Origin of the sequence: Psychrobacter sp. AntiMn-1 (assembly GCF_001854065.1) — a bacterium.
Classification (GTDB): Bacteria; Pseudomonadota; Gammaproteobacteria; order Pseudomonadales; family Moraxellaceae; genus Psychrobacter; species Psychrobacter pacificensis.
Genome location: NZ_CP012969.1, coordinates 2884589 through 2900092, shown reverse-complemented (window position 1 = coordinate 2900092; position 15504 = coordinate 2884589). Strand labels below are relative to the sequence as shown.

Here is a 15504-nt window from a genome sequence, read left to right as displayed (position 1 = left end):
TGATGACTAAGGTACTAGCTCAAAGGTAGCTTGCTTATCCGTTGCATAAGTATCTAAAGCAACCGTTTCTTGATTGAGCATCAAGCTAACATTATCGATATTATCAATTTGTACACTAAATGGTGGCACGCCTGTTAGGTCATAGTCACCTGCCGTCTGTGAACCACTGATGAGACTATTACCCGATGCATCCGTGATGCTAACCACAGCATCATCGGTCAACTTCACGTTTAAAAAAGCCGTATCTGCACTGGCAGCACCTAAATTCAACGCAGAGCCAGACGCACCGATATCACTTGCATCATTGCTAATCGCAGCCCCTTGCGCTTGCTCAATAGCAGATACATCTTCAACAGTAGAGACAGGCTCTTGGCTATTTTCTTTACTCGCATTACTCACCATACGGAATAAAAATACTGCCAAGATAATGAGTCCAATCACACCGATGATCAATAGCGGATTAAAACGAATGCGATTGTGTGTATCGCGTTGCAGCGTGCCCATTGGTTGCAATGGTGTATCAGTATTATTGACCGATTTGGCTTTGAGTTCACTGGGGTAAGCGGCATCAAAACTACTCGCGATTTTGGCTGAGTCTAGGCCCAAATATTTGGCATAGTTAATAGCGAAGCCACGAGCAAATGCCGCTTGCGGTAATTCAGCAAAGTTTTCGCTCTCTAGTGCTTCTAGATGACGTTTTAAGATAAATAACTCGGCGGCTGCCTCTTCTAAACTGACTTGCTTCGTTTTACGGGCTTGCTGCAACGTGGCACCAAATGATCCCTGAGCGTTAGATTGAGTGTTTGATGATGGGGTGATCATTTCCATGGTGCCTCTGGATTGTTAAGCCAAGTCTTAAGTTGTTTCGCTTCGTCGCTCAATGGATAAGCGGATAAAAGCTGCTGTGCCAATTGCTGGCGAGTTGTAATGTTGTTTTGTGCTGCCGCAAGTTTGATACCTTGTAGGAGCAATCTAGGACTGATGCCCTGCCCTTGTACCAATATCAAGGTCTCGTCATACAAGCGCTGAGCCTGCGGTACTCGCTGCTGCTCAAGCAATAAATCTACCAGCTCGATATGAGCAATAATACTATTGCGATTGCCATCTAGGGCCCGCAAAAACGCTTTAGCAGCGGCACTATTGTCACCCAACTGAAGGTATGTACGCCCTAAATTCTCTAACGCACCGATACGGCCTTCATAACCTAATGAGGCGCCTGCAATCTCAAACTGCTCTGCCGCCTCACGATAGCGCTTCATCTGTGATAAATAAACACCGTAATTATTGTGTGCTTGCACAAAGTCTTTATCCAGCGCGATGGCTTTTTTAAAGTACTGATCGGCTTTTGCAAGATTGATGCGGCTGCCTTCTTGCTGCAACAAAACGCCCATCATATCATAGGCTGGCGCGTAACGGCTATCAGCAGCAAAGGCTTTTTCGAGTTGACGCTGCGCCGTATCGAGCTCATTTTTGCGGATATATTGTGCAGCAAGTGAGGTACGTACACGAGCAATTTCTTGCTGATCTAAGTTGCGGTCACCGCTGGGCTTCGTGGATGTCTGATAAGGCGCGATGCCTGACAAGTCATTGTTTGGTGTACTCTGACAGCCACTTAGCAATGATAATGCGAGTGCGGCAGCCAGTAATGCGCACTTCGGTGCAGTGACTCGGTTCGTCACCACACCTGCCTTTTTATAAAGGTTAAAAAATGGTTTTTGCTCTACCAACTGATAAAAATTTTTAGAAGTCATCATAGCCGCCATCATAAAACTGTGGTTCAATGCATTCGATCTTCGAGGCATCAGTTTAATAGATTTAGCCCCTATAAGTACAATTTAGTTGTTATTAATTGCTATGTTCTTCAATCTTGACCGTTATTGATACATTTTCATTACCGTTGCGACAGATAAAAGACAGCTAAGCTTCTTTTAGAACAGACGGATATTTATCCTGTCATATGCAAAACGTATCAAACATTTTCACGATCTTTGATGCTTTGTTGCCATGCAGCCGAGCGTCTGGTACGGTCAGCCACTTGTCCGACCAATTGACCACAAGCGGCATCAATATCATCACCGCGTGTTTGACGAATGGTGCAAACAAACCCAGCTTCACTCAGTATATTGCTAAACGCATGAATGCGGTTGTTGCTTGACTTATCGTACGACGCATGTGGGAACGGATTGAACGGAATAAGATTTATCTTACTTGGTAGCCCTTCTAATAGCACGACCAACTGATGAGCATGCTCATTGCTATCATTGACGCCATCCAGCATCACATACTCAATCGTGACGTGCTTTTTATGACGCGGATTGACATCATAGACGTAGTTTTTTGCAGCGGCAATCAGCTCTTCTAGCGGGTACTTTTTATTAATTGGCACCAGCTCATTACGCAGTTCATCATTGGGGGCATGCAGTGAGATAGCCAGTGCTACATCGATATCTTGTGCTAGTTGGTACATTTTAGGTACCACGCCTGAGGTTGACAAGGTCACTCGACGTTTTGATAGTCCATAAGCGTGATCGCTCAGCATCAGCTCCATTGAGCCAACCACTGGTTTATAGTTTAATAATGGTTCACCCATGCCCATCATGACAACATTGGTGACGTTATTTTCCCATAGGCTATGATCGACGTTTTCTAGGCTTTCGTTTTCGTCAGTCATATATGAAGCATTAGCGACCCACAGCTGTCCAATAATCTCAGCGGCACTCAAATCACGCTCAAACCCTTGCTTGCCCGTACTACAGAAACTACAATCGAGTGCGCAGCCAACTTGCGAAGACACACACAAAGTCTTACGACCATTTAATTTACTGTCATCCGCTGGAATCAATACCGTCTCAACCAATGAGCCGCCCGTCACTTCAAACACCCATTTACGCGTACCATCATCACTATATTGACGATGAATCACTTTTGGTGGCGTAACGCAGGCATTGGCTGATAACTTATCCCGCAATGATTTGCTCAGATTGGTCATCTGCTCAAAGTCAGTGACTCCGTGCTGATATATCCATTTAATCACTTGCGTCGAGCGAAATGGCTTTTCACCGATACTTTTAAAGTAATCGGCAAGTTGCGACTGCGTCATCCCTAATAGATTGGTCTTGGCCTGCGCCTCATCTACTATCTTGATACTAGCCGTCTTGTTAGTGGGTGTGTGTTGGATCGGTGATTGAACAGTGGACATAATAGGTAACCTTTTGGCATAAGCCATGAACGTCGTTATACAATTAAATGATGCATTGAGCAATCCGTTATGAGCGCAAAATTTGTCCTATATAGAATGCAAATAATTATCTATATTGACAATGTGCTGATAAAGGATTGATAACGCTAGTAAATCTAATAATGAGGCAAGCGCCTATGAATTTCAATAAGCAACGACACTGTTATTACATATAACAGCTAAAACGGCTTATACCCATAAGATATAAGCCGTCTCGCGATACTATTTATTAACAATCAATATTGCAAATAATAGCTGCTATTAACGCGTACGTGCACAAACTTCGTCTTCATTGAAGAAGTAGCTGATTTCACGTGCCGCTGATTCAGCTGAATCTGAACCATGTACCGCGTTTTCATCGATGCTGCTAGCGAAGTCAGCACGGATAGTGCCTTCAGCAGCTTCTTTAGGATTGGTTGCGCCCATGATTTCACGGTGCTTAGCGATAGCATTTTCGCCTTCTAGTACTGATACCAATACTGGACCTGAAGTCATGAATGATACTAGGTCGTTGTAAAATGGACGCTCAGCGTGCTCAGCGTAGAAACCGCCTGCTTTTTCGTCATCAAGTTGTAGCATTTTAGCGGCAACAATTTTTAGACCAGCTTGCTCAAAACGATCATAGATAGCACCAATGTGGTTGCCAGCAACTGCGTCAGGCTTGATGATAGATAAAGTACGTTCGTTAGCCATAAAAAAACTCCTAATAGGGGGTCAGTTTGGTAAAAGTAAAGGGGTAAATGCTTTGTTTTAACGTTGGCCGCCATGTCGACGAAGCGGATAACTCATGATTTATCGATAGCAAAACACGAGCGTCAACATAGGATTGTTGCCTATTATAATGATTGAGGCTATAAATGATAGGATTAATTTATGACCGCACCTTGCATAAAAGTAAATATTTACAAGCTGAATAAAGGTTAAAAATCAGCTGTCAGTTAAGTATTAGATTAGCAGTCTACTTTACTATATAATTATGTCTTTGCGACTTTATAATTGGAACTGTTCCAGTAAGGTCCTTCATCTTTTTCTTGAGCCTAACGACTGTACTATCACTACTAGGTAGACGTATACGACTACACACAATGATACATTGAGAGCTCTTAAATCCTTCAAAGTTCTTTCTAGTCGTTTTGATAGTCTGTTCAATCTGAGAGAAAGCCTTTATTAGGTCACACCCTTTAAGCTCAATGTAAGTAACGCAGCTATTGTTCCAGTGCACTATATAGTCACATTTTTCTTGTTTAGAAGACTTAATTAAACCTCCATCAACTTTAAGCTTATTTAGTAATACTTTATTTGGGTTTTTAAAGTGGCAACAGCTCTTGTTTTCTCCCACAGGCAAATCACCATTGTGTTTAGTAGTGTTTCCTTCGTAATCCATATCAGTCATCTAACTCCATAAGCTGATCCATGACCTGCCCAAACTTATTAGAAACACTATCTAATATCTCACCGCCTATCATTTTATATTCATAGTCTTTAATATCAGTTATAACTCCATTACCAATTGAAAAAGCCGATATATCATTCATGTCAATTGGGTACGCTCCATTACTCATTTTCAAAAAATCTACTTCTGACAACTTTTTTTGTTTAATTAATTGACTAGCATATATACTATTATTGAGAGCAGATATTATATAAGGGCTATGCGTAGTTATAAAAAATTTCGTATTAAATTTATTAGTTAAAGCTAGTAATGCAGCAACAACTTGTGATTGAGCTGTTGGAAATAGATGAGCTTCTGGTTCTTCGATGAAAAGAAGGTCAAATGAAACACGATTTTTAATACCGGCCATAGTTGCTAACATTAGCATCAGTGGGAAAGCTTCCTGCTGACCAGATGAAGCTCGTGAAAAGCTTACCTTATAATTATCACCTACCAGCCAATCCTCGCCATCTATCTCCTGATAATAACCTTTAAGTATCTCGTAGAAGTATTGTTTGATAATATTTTCATTGTTAAAACTCCCATCCTTATAAACATTTCTTTTATAAAAACTTTTAATGCTCTGGAATATACGACCAAAACTTTTCATAAAAGGATCGATATTCAGTCTATTATCAACTAATAAAGAGAATGAATTTTTTTCTAAAACTGAAAAGAAACTCCTACTCGATGGAATAAAACCATTTGCATCCAAAAACCCTTCATTAGCTTTGAGAGTATTATATATTTTCCCACTAACATTCATTTTTAAGTCAAAGAACTTTTCATCAATATCATCACCATCTAGAGACTCATATTTTTGTATTAATTCCTGATAACTATCATGAATATCCAAACATTTATCGTAAATATGAATCAGACTATCAGACAAGACAACACTATGTTTACAATTCTTTCTTTTATCAGACTTTAAGACAATAGTAAGATCATCATCATAAAAGTACTTTATAGTAAAACTTTTATTTTCATTCCAACAGTTTAAAGGGAAGTAATCTAGAAAGCTTTCATTTAAAGATAAAATAAAGTCTTGATAACTTTGTCCTTCGCTCGTACTTTCGAACATTTTTCTTCCAACATTTCTAAAGTAATAGACCAATTTAGCTAACAGGCTCTTACCACTAGCTTGCTCGCCTATTAAAATATTAAATTTATTAATTGGCATCTCTACATCTTTAAATATTAGAAAATCCTTTATAACTATCTTTTCCATTAAAATACCTTTTGCTTTGCTCAATAGAGAAAGGACGGTAAAACCGTCCTTAATGTAGCATACTATTTATGTAAAAACACTATTTAAGCATCATACGGGTCACGAAGTACGATGGTCTCTTCGCGGTCAGGGCCGGTTGAGATGATATCTACTGGGCAGCCAATCAATGCTTCGATACGCTTGATGTATTTTTTGGCGTTTTTTGGTAGGTCGTCATAGTTGGTAATACCAACGGTAGACTCGCTCCAACCTTCCATCGTTTCGTACTTCGGTGTGACAGACTCATAAAACTCTGCGTCGTGCGCGCCAGCACATTCTGTCTCAGGGAGGTTGTAACCCACACCGATTAGCAATTCTTCAAGACCGTCTAAGACGTCAAGCTTGGTCAAGCAGATACCTGACATAGAGTTCAATACCACCGCACGGCGTAGTGCCTCGGCATCAAACCAGCCGCAGCGACGCGCGCGGCCAGTGGTCGCGCCAAACTCATGGCCGACTTTGGCTAAGTGGGCACCCACATCATCAAACAACTCTGTTGGGAATGGGCCACTACCGACGCGCGTGGTGTAGGCTTTGGTGATACCAAGTACATAGTCTAGGTACAATGGGCCGATACCCGTACCAGTCGATACGCCGCCTGCTGTGACGCTTGAGCTGGTGACAAACGGATAGGTACCGTGGTCGATATCAAGTAGCGTGCCTTGTGCACCCTCAAACATTAGGTTTTTGCCAGAAAGGCGCAATTGATTGAGGTCTTCGGTCACATCAGTAACCATGCCTTTGATCTCTTCGCGCCACTCTTGGCACAGTTTAAAGGTCTCATCAAAATCGATGGCATCGACTTTATAATACTGTGTCAGTTGGAAGTTGTGATATTCGATTAGGTTACGTAGTTTTTCTTCTAAATCATCACGGAACAAGTCAGCAAGCTTAATGGCACGGCGCGCCACTTTGTCCTCATACGCAGGGCCAATGCCGCGACCTGTGGTACCGATTTTGCCTGTACCGCGTTTGGCTTCGCGTGCTTGGTCAAGTGCCACGTGATATGGCATGATGAGTGGGCAGTTTGGCGAGATACGTAGACGCTCGCGTACTGGTACGTTGTTGGCTTCTAGATCTTTTATCTCTTTTAGTAGGGCATCTGGCGCTAGTACCACACCGTTACCGATGAAGCAGGTGACGCCTTCGCGCAAGATACCAGATGGGATCAAATGTAGGACGGTGGTTTTGCCATCGACAACCAGTGTGTGCCCAGCGTTGTGACCGCCTTGAAAACGAGCAACGGCTGAGGCTTTTTCGGTAAGTAAATCAACGATTTTACCCTTACCTTCATCGCCCCATTGGCTACCCAAAACTACGACATTCTTACCCATGATCAATCCTTACCTTTATGTATTGAGGTGTGTGCAATAACGGTTGCAAAACTAACGTGATGTTAGCAGTGTTTGATGCTTGTGCTCAGTGCGCTTATCATTGCCGAGCCAAACCAAGTATGTTTTATCTTAAAGTCTTTATCCAAGCGGCGATGCCACTGTAAATATACCTATAAGTCAGCCAAACTGAATCTAGTTAAGCTAGATAGTTTGTAGTTGCCATTGATTGTCAGCAAAACCCAAACGATGTGTCACGCCATCGGGACGATCGTCCGCGTTTAGTGGCATGGTGACACGGTAGCCCTGCTCGCGTAAGCTGGTGGCCTGCTGGAGCAAGGTTTGTCGCTGCTCGGGGCTTGCTTGAGTGGCGGCTTGATAATCGATCAGCACGATACTTGGCGCTTCAAGCTGCGTGTGCGCCAGCAAGCGGCTGACATCCATACTAAATCCTGTGGCTTCACGTGGCTGGCTGGCGGACAGATGGCCACCGCTTTGCATACCATCAAAACGCCCGCCGCGTACCAGCGGCTGCGTCTCGCTATTGATATAGCCATTAAAGACAATGCCAGTATGATAGTGATAGCCTGATAGCTCAGTCACATCGATACTCACCGGACACTGCCACTGCGTTTTTAGGTGCGTTTTTAGGCGCTGTAGCTCATCGATAGCCGTAGATATCTGTTCATCTTGCTGTGCGGCAGTAGAGAGCTTGGTCAGCAAATTATCGATATCGTGACCAAAACGCGCTAAGGCATAAAAGTCATCGCCCATCGGCAATGCTTGGCAAATGCGTTTGAGCTCTGGTAGGTTTTTATTGGCATATAAATGCATCAATTGCTCAGCGTCGCTGTCAGATAGCGCAGCCATCTCAGCCAAACGCTTAAATATCGCCACATGACCCAAGTCAATATGCAGTGCCGCGCTCATATCTAGTGTATTGACCATCCCAAACAAGACATCAATCAGCTCGATATCGGCTGCCAAATCGGCGCAGCCAAATATCTCAGCGCCTAACTGCAAGGGCGTACGTGAACCAAACAGTCCTGATGGCAAGGTGTGAATCACATCGCCTGCATAGCAATAACGCGCAATACCTGTACCGCCGTGATGCGCATCAATACGCAAAATCTGCGGGGTAATATCGGCACGCAAGCCCATCAAACGACCCGTCAGCTGATCGATAATCTTAAAGGTTTGACGTTTCAGATCTTCTGATGCATCACTCAGCAAAGATTCAGTAAACTCAATCATCGGCGGACAAACCAGCTGATAACCATGAGTGATAAGCTGCTCAATCAGTTGATGTCTAAGCACTTCTTGCTTATGGGCATCTTCAAACAGGACATCGACCACGCCATCAGGCAACAGCCAACTGTTGGCCACATCGCTGGCAAAATGGTTTAGGTAGGGCATGCTATTAGGTTTAGCAACGCTATCGGCAGGCTGAGTGGCCGCATTTTTTGTTGCATTTAACTGGGCAGGTTTTGCAGAATCAGAACTGACAGACACAATAAATCCTTGTTTGGCGTATCGCTTACCAAAAAACGCGGTACTAAAAGGTTGTATTTATAAGGGCATTGACATCGTATCGTTGTGTTTTTAACACACAACATCATTGACCCAATTATTTATAAACAAACCAGGTGACTTTAAGAGGGTGAGTAATAAGTATAATTTGGAATGATAAGACGAGTATCTTTATGCGCTAAAAAATTGCGACCAATAATCAAGGCACTTTATGCTTTAGTTTAGCATAGCACTCAAGGTTCGCCTAGTGACAATTAGCCACAATCCGCATCTAATTACCGTCTAAGTGCTTCTCATTAGTACGGTAGAGGTAGCCGTTGACACTCATATATTCAGCTCGGCATTGACAGACCACAACAGCGTTTATTTTTTGTTATACATACACTGATGAGCATGATTACGGCAGCGTCATCAATACCGACTCATGGTACACTAACACATATTTTTATCTCGGAAGCCTTATGTCATCTGATTACCACCCAAACCCTGCCATCAACCAAACCAATGTCTTAGGCACAGCGCTTGCCAGCTGTTGCTTCGACCCTATCACTGGCTATTATCGCAATGGCTTTTGTCATACGGGCAACCATGATGTTGGTCAACATACCGTCTGTGCCAAGATGACCAGTGAGTTTTTAAACTTCTCAGCCAGTCGTGGCAATGACCTTATCACCCCGCTACCTGAATATAACTTTGCCGGTCTCAAGCCTGGTGATTACTGGTGTATCTGCGCCCTGCGTTGGGTCGAAGCACTAGATTTTGACATTGCCCCGCAGATAAAACTAGAAGCTTGCCACGAGAGCCTACTGGCATTGGTAGATATCGACACGCTAAAAAGCTATGCATTGTAAAAGGTTGTTCATAGATAGTGCGACCAAATGATAATGGCTTTGCTTAAGACAAGTTTTGATTCTTGCATCTGTTTATTATATGACAGGAGGGTGTGTGGAAAACGACAACAACCAATTAATCAAAAAAACGGCTCACATTGCACCTGACTCTAATATGAGCCACATTTATGCCAATATGAATGATCGGCATCTCTACCTAGATGACGATGACAGCTATATCTACGGCGATGCTGAAGCCACGACTCAGGATACCATCGAGACCATGACGGTCTACGATCCTGACTCTGAGCGTTATGAAGATATTGATTCATCAAGTAAGGATGAAGTGGTTAATTGCTATGCGTATTCGCGAAAAACAGGTGAAAATCTAGACAAAATCGCCCTTACTGATGTGAGCCGTGCTCTTAGCAATAACGGTCAGTTTATTTGGCTCGGTCTCTACGACCCCAGCCTAGAAACCATGGTCAAGGTAAAAGACGCCTTTGATCTACACGAATTGGCGATTGAAGATGCGTTTGCCGATCACCAGCGAGCCAAGGTCGAAAACTATGACAATGATATGGTCTTTGTCGTGATACGTACCGCCAAGCTTGAAGACAATGTCATTCGTTATGGTACGACTGCGATATTTATGGGCAAAAACTACCTGATTACGATTCGTAATGGTCCGTCAAACTCCTATGCGCCTGTACGCGAGCACTGTCATCGTCGCCCAGAAAAGCTACGCATGGGGCCGATATTTGTACTCCATGCCATACTCGATTTTATCGTTGATAACTATATGCCGATCACCGATCGATTGGGACGATATTTGCGTGAGCAAGAGCGTTATGTCTTCACCTATGAATTTGATAAAGGCACATTAAAAAATCTGTATCAGCTCAAATCACAGCTGGTACATATGCGCGCTATTATCCTACCCGTACAAGACATCTGTAGCTTCTTTATCAATCATAAAAAAAGCGAGATAGTCTCAGGGTTTTCTCAAGCAGCCAAGCCATATTTTCGCGATGTGAACGATCATCTCCTGCACTCATTGGATGCCATTAATGGTCTTAATGAGATGCTAAGCGTGGTCATGAACACTTATATGGCCATGGTCAATATGGGACAGAACGAAGTCGTACGTAAGCTTGCGGCGTGGGCGGGTATCCTTGCCGTACCAACCGCTATCGCTGGTATCTATGGTATGAACTTTGACTTTATGCCCGAGCTCCATTGGAAGTATGCGTACTTCATTATTATGATAATCATCATCGCTCTTTGTAGCTTCTTGTATTACAACTTTAAGCGACTCAAATGGCTGTGATAACTCATTCATACACAAAAAAAGGGCTACCACTGGTAGCCCTTTTTTATGCTGATCGTCAATCATTATTCGCGGCGGTGCTTGGTATGGCTGTCTGGCGCTTGCGCATTATCAGGCAGCATGGCCTTGACCGTTAAATTTGCATACTGTTTATCAAGATTGTCTTCTGGGCGACCAAATGTTTTTGCCGTCCAAGTGAGTATGACAATAGCCCCACTCAATAGCATGATTGCCACAGAAATCGTGGCCAGCAACCATAGATGAAAATAATCTGACACTGCCTGAACATCAACCACTAGATGTCGTGATAAAGCCGTTATCGCAATGAATATCAAAAACTGTACGGGCAAACGATGGGTTTTAAAGTAAATCCCTATCATAGCCAGCAGCTCAAGATAAATGAATAACATCAAAATATCTTTTAAATCCGCTGAGCCTTTTTGGACAATATAGATAAACTCTTTACCTGCCGTCCAGACCACCACCACGCTGATTAAAAATAAGATAACGTAATGACAGACATCGACAAACTCTCTACCAATACCTTGTAGTCGCTCATGAATACCTACGTCTTTTTTAGCCATTTTTAGGTCCTATCAACGAAGAGGTGGTTGATTTGGTCTGAGGCTACTTTGCCTCAAGCCCGTTATTTATTGGCGATCAGCACTCACATGACTATCTTTTTAGTTAATACCCAAACCTGCTGATTTTTCAGCCGCATCGACTGTCTGGCGAATAAGCGTGTTGATGGTCATTGGGCCAACACCACCTGGCACTGGTGTATACGCGCTGGCAATGTTTTCCATGCCTTGCATTTCAATGTCACCAACACCGCCGTTATCTGTCGGATGGAAACCCGCATCAACGACTACTGCGCCTTTTTTGATCCATTCTGCTTTGATCAGCTCAGGCACGCCCACTGCGCCCACGACGATATCAGCGCGTTTGATATGCGCCGCCAAGTCTTGCGTTCTTGAATGACAGATAGTCACCGTACAGTTCGCATTCAATAGCATCATCGCCATTGGTTTACCCAAAATAGCACTACGCCCTACGACCACAGCCTCCAAACCCGACAGCTCGATATTATGATGCTCTAGTAGATGCATGATGCCTTGCGGTGTGCACGAGCCGTAAGCGGATTGCTGCATCGCCATACGACCAAAACCAAGACAAGTCACGCCATCGACGTCTTTTGCCAAGTCGATTTGCTCAAAGCAAGCGCGCTCATCGATATGTCCAGGAACTGGATGCTGTAGCAAAATGCCGTGTACGTCTGTATTGCTGTTTAGCTCATCTATCTTTGCCATGAGCTGCTCAGTGGTCGTGGCACTCGGCATCTCAACACGTATAGAGTCCATGCCAACACGCTTACAAGCGTTGCCTTTCATACGGACATAAGTGGCAGAGGCTGGATCGTCACCAACCAATATCGTCGCTAAGCTTGGGGTGCGCCCCGTTTTATCTTTGATCGCATCCACGCGCGTGCGTAGATCCTGTTCTATTTGTTTGGCAAGTGCTTTGCCGTCCAAAACGGTGGCGGACTCTTGGGCAATAGACATAGTAACTCCAATAGAGGATACGATATAAAAAAATAAAGACAGCGCGTGCAAGTACTTTGCATGCCTGTCTTTTGCTTCGTCAACCTTTGACTAATAATAATATTGTACCTGTGTACGCTGCAAAATCCTAGCGTGTATTGGGATACAATAAAAAAATGGCCTACTATCATTTAGTAGACCATTTAACTCTCATGTATTCACGTTATTTATTAGCCGCTATAGGCTTGGGCTAATAAGTCTGAAACTCTAGCCCAACGCCTGCTCCAATATCACTTGACTGAGTATCAGAGTCTACGCCCCATAAGCGAGATGTCACTAAAGTTTTTGGATTCAACTGATGCGCCCATGATATGTCAATAGCTGTCAGCTTATCTTTCATTGGAAATGCTTGGTTATCAGACTTCCCAGTGCGACGATCCAACTCTCCTGACTGATTAACCTTAGCATATTGCAGTTTTGTATTGACAAAGTTTCGACTATCTAGCCATAGCTTGCCACCTACTGATATGCTCTCTGCATCGCCGCCCAAAGAATGCCCGAGTGGATAGCCTTGCTGATAATAACCATCGGTATAGTTAATATGGTCATATGAAATCCCTCTGACCTCACCGCTGGTACGCGTATCGGCATATTCAGCATACAGCTGATAGGGCTTGCCGTAGGCAGATGAAGCATAGTCAGCGCCGGCTAGATACATGTTCTTCGCCGGTAAGCCACCCGCTTCGTCTTCACCGATATACTGACCGTAGACGCTAGCCGGAACATCAATCAGTGAGGCGAGCTTGAGTTTGGCATCAAAGCCGCCCAATTGGTTGGCTGGATCGCCACCATCACGACCACCATTATCTTTGGTACCTAATATAGCATCACCAAAGGAGCTTAAACTTTCAGGTCGACCCTCGCCGCCCCACATAAAACTACGTGAAGCGCCGACTTCTAACCAAGGCAATGGGCTAGCGGTTAGACGCGCGCCAAACAGCTTAGCGTCAGGAACCGCATCATAATCATCCAATTGCCCAGCAAACAGCTGGTACTGCCAAGGTCCGACCCAGTTTAAATACTTATAATCAGGCGCAGTTTGCTGATCACGCTGCATAGTAAAGCCGGTCACCGGGATGCTAGCATCACCGCGAATCAGGCTACCGTCATGCCCAGGACCCCACCAAGTCGGAATCTTACCAGCGACTAGCCATTGATTAGCCGCCATGCCAGCAAGATAAGACCCCTCAAAGCTAACATCAGAGTCATCATCGATGAGCTCGTCATTCTTGACATTAGCCTGTAGGTTAAACTCCCAATTGGCTTCGCTAAGTCCAACTGAACCACTAAGCTGTTGTCCGGCGAGCTTATCATCGCCAAAGCTTTGGGGCAGCTGCTGCCGATCGGTCTGTATAGAGAGCTCGCCAGTCGCTTTAACCAGAGACTCACGATCTTTATTAAGACGGGTTTGGATAGACTGCACGACTTGCCGCTGCACAGGCGTAGTTAACTGGGCGCCCAATAGTCCGCGTTCAATCTCATTAGCCGTCAACGGCCAAGTGCTGGTACTGATCTGAGTGACGCCTTGAGTGTTGAGCCAGTCGATATCAGCCTTTAAGCGCAAGTCATTCATATAGAGGTTTTGCGCAGTAGCAGTTGTGGCTAGCATAGAAGACATTGTTACGATACTGGCAGTTAATGCCGTCATTAACTTTTTATTCATAAGGGTCTGCTTTTATAACAAGGTTTGATAAATAATAGCTTAATAATACAGATTATACTTACACAGCATCAGCCATTTTGGTAAATACTTGTTCGATAGCTTGCACAGTTTGTTCAATCTCTGACTCAGTTAAAGTTGGATGTACTAAGAACATGAGACTCGTCTCACCCAATTGTTTTGCGATTGGTAAAGGTTCTGCTGGCCGCAGACCAGTATTATCAAAGGCTTTTTCACGGTAGACTTCAGAAGCGGAGCCGGAGAAGCAAGGCACTTTTAATGCATTAATCTCCGCGATAATACGATCTCGCGACCACCCTGCTGGCAAATTCTCTGGCTGTACGTAGACATATAGTTTGTAATAGGCATGTGTACAATCGGTAAACTCTGGCGTTTGCTCTAGTCTAGGTACAGACAAATAGCCTTTATCTTGCCACTTTCCACAAGCATCAAGGATAGCATGGGCATTGGCCGTACGCTTAGCAGTCCAATCCTGCATGCGCTGTAGCTGGATACGCCCGATCACTGCTTGCATCTCAGTCATACGCCAATTGGTACCGAAGCTTTCATGCAACCAGCGATAGCCAGGTGGATGCTGTGTCTCATAAACCGCAGCGTAGCTCTTACCATGATCCTTATACGCCCACATCTTGCGCCATAGCTGCTCGTCGTTGGTGGTGACCATGCCGCCTTCGCCGCCTGTAGTCATGATTTTGTCTTGGCAAAAGCTCCAAGCGCCAACATGACCGATACTACCGACGCTACGACCCTTATAAGTTGCACCATGAGCCTGTGCGCAGTCTTCTATCACATAGAGGTCATGCTGCTCTGCTAGCGCCATGATGCCATCCATATCGCACGGCCAGCCTGCCAAATGCACACAGACGATAGCTTTGGTCTTATCGGTTAGTACGGCAGCTATAGTCTCAGGAGTGATATTGCCCGTAGCTGCATCCACTTCGGCAAAGACAGGCGTCGCGCCAGCATTGACTACTGATGAGATACTAGCGATAAAGGTACGCGGGGTAACGATGACTTCATCACCTGCGCCGATATCCAGCGCTTTTAATGCCACATCCAATGCCAGTGTGCCATTACCCATGGCAATCGCGTATTTGCTGTCTGCCCACTCGGCAAACTCACGCTCAAACTGACGACCCTCTTGTCCGGTCCAATAGTTGACTTTATTAGACAATAAAACAGCACTGACCTTGTTCGCCTCTTCTTGAGTAAAGCTGGGCCATGGTGAGAAAGGAGTGTTTAGCATAAGGTTCTCAATTTT

Annotated in this window: 13 protein-coding genes; 2 read left to right on the top strand and 11 right to left on the bottom strand. The window is 44.3% G+C overall.

The features are described from left to right. Positions 1 to 6: 6 nt before the first annotated feature. The 7 genes from AOT82_RS12570 to AOT82_RS12535 all read right to left on the bottom strand — a co-directional run bounded on the left by AOT82_RS12570 (position 7) and on the right by AOT82_RS12535 (position 8783). Positions 7 to 828, bottom strand: coding sequence for a helix-turn-helix domain-containing protein (locus AOT82_RS12570; protein ID WP_320157875.1), 822 nt, complete (start codon positions 826 to 828; stop codon positions 7 to 9). Next, the gene (gene pilW / locus AOT82_RS12565; protein ID WP_227517153.1) at positions 819 to 1754 is read right to left on the bottom strand and encodes a type IV pilus biogenesis/stability protein PilW; all 936 of its coding nucleotides are present in this window, start codon (positions 1752 to 1754) and stop codon (positions 819 to 821) included. The genes AOT82_RS12570 and pilW overlap by 10 nt, the downstream gene beginning before the upstream one ends. Before the next feature lie 215 nt (positions 1755 to 1969). Then, positions 1970 to 3199, bottom strand: a complete 1230-nt coding sequence (rlmN, locus tag AOT82_RS12560) for a 23S rRNA (adenine(2503)-C(2))-methyltransferase RlmN (RefSeq protein ID WP_071003367.1) — start codon at positions 3197 to 3199, stop codon at positions 1970 to 1972. Positions 3200 to 3499: 300 nt separating this feature from the next. Continuing rightward, positions 3500 to 3931, bottom strand: a complete 432-nt coding sequence (ndk, locus tag AOT82_RS12555; RefSeq protein ID WP_058025095.1) for a nucleoside-diphosphate kinase — start codon at positions 3929 to 3931, stop codon at positions 3500 to 3502. Between the two features lie 692 nt (positions 3932 to 4623). Further along, complete coding sequence (locus tag AOT82_RS12545) at positions 4624 to 5901, bottom strand: AAA family ATPase (RefSeq protein ID WP_071003363.1); 1278 nt, start codon at positions 5899 to 5901, stop codon at positions 4624 to 4626. 83 nt (positions 5902 to 5984) lie between these two features. Further along, on the bottom strand, positions 5985 to 7274 hold the full coding sequence (locus AOT82_RS12540) for an adenylosuccinate synthase (RefSeq protein ID WP_071003361.1): 1290 nt from the start codon (positions 7272 to 7274) through the stop codon (positions 5985 to 5987). 201 nt (positions 7275 to 7475) lie between these two features. Then, positions 7476 to 8783 carry an ATP phosphoribosyltransferase regulatory subunit gene (locus tag AOT82_RS12535; RefSeq protein ID WP_071003360.1) on the bottom strand — a complete coding sequence of 436 codons (1308 nt, stop codon included), beginning with the start codon at positions 8781 to 8783 and terminating at the stop codon, positions 7476 to 7478. A gap of 479 nt (positions 8784 to 9262) precedes the next feature. Between AOT82_RS12535 and AOT82_RS12530 the strand changes: the two genes are divergently transcribed. After that, the gene (locus tag AOT82_RS12530) at positions 9263 to 9652 is read left to right on the top strand and encodes a DUF2237 family protein (RefSeq protein WP_058024362.1); all 390 of its coding nucleotides are present in this window, start codon (positions 9263 to 9265) and stop codon (positions 9650 to 9652) included. Between the two features lie 154 nt (positions 9653 to 9806). Further along, positions 9807 to 10961, top strand: a complete 1155-nt coding sequence (corA, locus tag AOT82_RS12525; RefSeq protein ID WP_442965720.1) for a magnesium/cobalt transporter CorA — start codon at positions 9807 to 9809, stop codon at positions 10959 to 10961. A 65-nt stretch (positions 10962 to 11026) separates the two neighbouring features. On the opposite strand, the gene AOT82_RS12520 is transcribed toward corA, so the two are convergent. From AOT82_RS12520 to AOT82_RS12505, 4 genes are all read right to left on the bottom strand, one after another. After that, positions 11027 to 11545, bottom strand: coding sequence for a phosphate-starvation-inducible protein PsiE (locus AOT82_RS12520; protein WP_071003358.1), 519 nt, complete (start codon positions 11543 to 11545; stop codon positions 11027 to 11029). A gap of 99 nt (positions 11546 to 11644) precedes the next feature. Continuing rightward, positions 11645 to 12523, bottom strand: a complete 879-nt coding sequence (gene folD, locus AOT82_RS12515) for a bifunctional methylenetetrahydrofolate dehydrogenase/methenyltetrahydrofolate cyclohydrolase FolD (protein WP_071003356.1) — start codon at positions 12521 to 12523, stop codon at positions 11645 to 11647. Positions 12524 to 12752: 229 nt separating this feature from the next. Continuing rightward, positions 12753 to 14225, bottom strand: coding sequence for a capsule assembly Wzi family protein (locus AOT82_RS12510; RefSeq protein ID WP_071003355.1), 1473 nt, complete (start codon positions 14223 to 14225; stop codon positions 12753 to 12755). A gap of 58 nt (positions 14226 to 14283) precedes the next feature. Then, the gene (locus tag AOT82_RS12505) at positions 14284 to 15489 is read right to left on the bottom strand and encodes a DegT/DnrJ/EryC1/StrS family aminotransferase (protein ID WP_071003353.1); all 1206 of its coding nucleotides are present in this window, start codon (positions 15487 to 15489) and stop codon (positions 14284 to 14286) included. Between the last annotated feature and the right edge of the window lie 15 nt (positions 15490 to 15504).

Excerpts from the sequence above, each read along its gene's own strand:
- AOT82_RS12520 (WP_071003358.1), bottom strand. The coding sequence starts at position 11,545 with ATGGCTAAAAAAGACGTAGGTATTCATGAGCGACTACAAGGTATTGGT.
- ndk (WP_058025095.1), bottom strand. The coding sequence starts at position 3,931 with ATGGCTAACGAACGTACTTTATCTATCATCAAGCCTGACGCAGTTGCT.
- AOT82_RS12570 (WP_320157875.1), bottom strand. The coding sequence starts at position 828 with ATGGAAATGATCACCCCATCATCAAACACTCAATCTAACGCTCAGGGA.
- AOT82_RS12540 (WP_071003361.1), bottom strand. The coding sequence starts at position 7,274 with ATGGGTAAGAATGTCGTAGTTTTGGGTAGCCAATGGGGCGATGAAGGT.
- AOT82_RS12530 (WP_058024362.1), top strand. The coding sequence starts at position 9,263 with ATGTCATCTGATTACCACCCAAACCCTGCCATCAACCAAACCAATGTC.
- AOT82_RS12510 (WP_071003355.1), bottom strand. The coding sequence starts at position 14,225 with ATGAATAAAAAGTTAATGACGGCATTAACTGCCAGTATCGTAACAATG.
- AOT82_RS12545 (WP_071003363.1), bottom strand. The coding sequence starts at position 5,901 with ATGGAAAAGATAGTTATAAAGGATTTTCTAATATTTAAAGATGTAGAG.
- rlmN (WP_071003367.1), bottom strand. The coding sequence starts at position 3,199 with ATGTCCACTGTTCAATCACCGATCCAACACACACCCACTAACAAGACG.
- AOT82_RS12505 (WP_071003353.1), bottom strand. The coding sequence starts at position 15,489 with ATGCTAAACACTCCTTTCTCACCATGGCCCAGCTTTACTCAAGAAGAG.
- corA (WP_442965720.1), top strand. The coding sequence starts at position 9,807 with ATGAGCCACATTTATGCCAATATGAATGATCGGCATCTCTACCTAGAT.
- folD (WP_071003356.1), bottom strand. The coding sequence starts at position 12,523 with ATGTCTATTGCCCAAGAGTCCGCCACCGTTTTGGACGGCAAAGCACTT.
- pilW (WP_227517153.1), bottom strand. The coding sequence starts at position 1,754 with ATGATGACTTCTAAAAATTTTTATCAGTTGGTAGAGCAAAAACCATTT.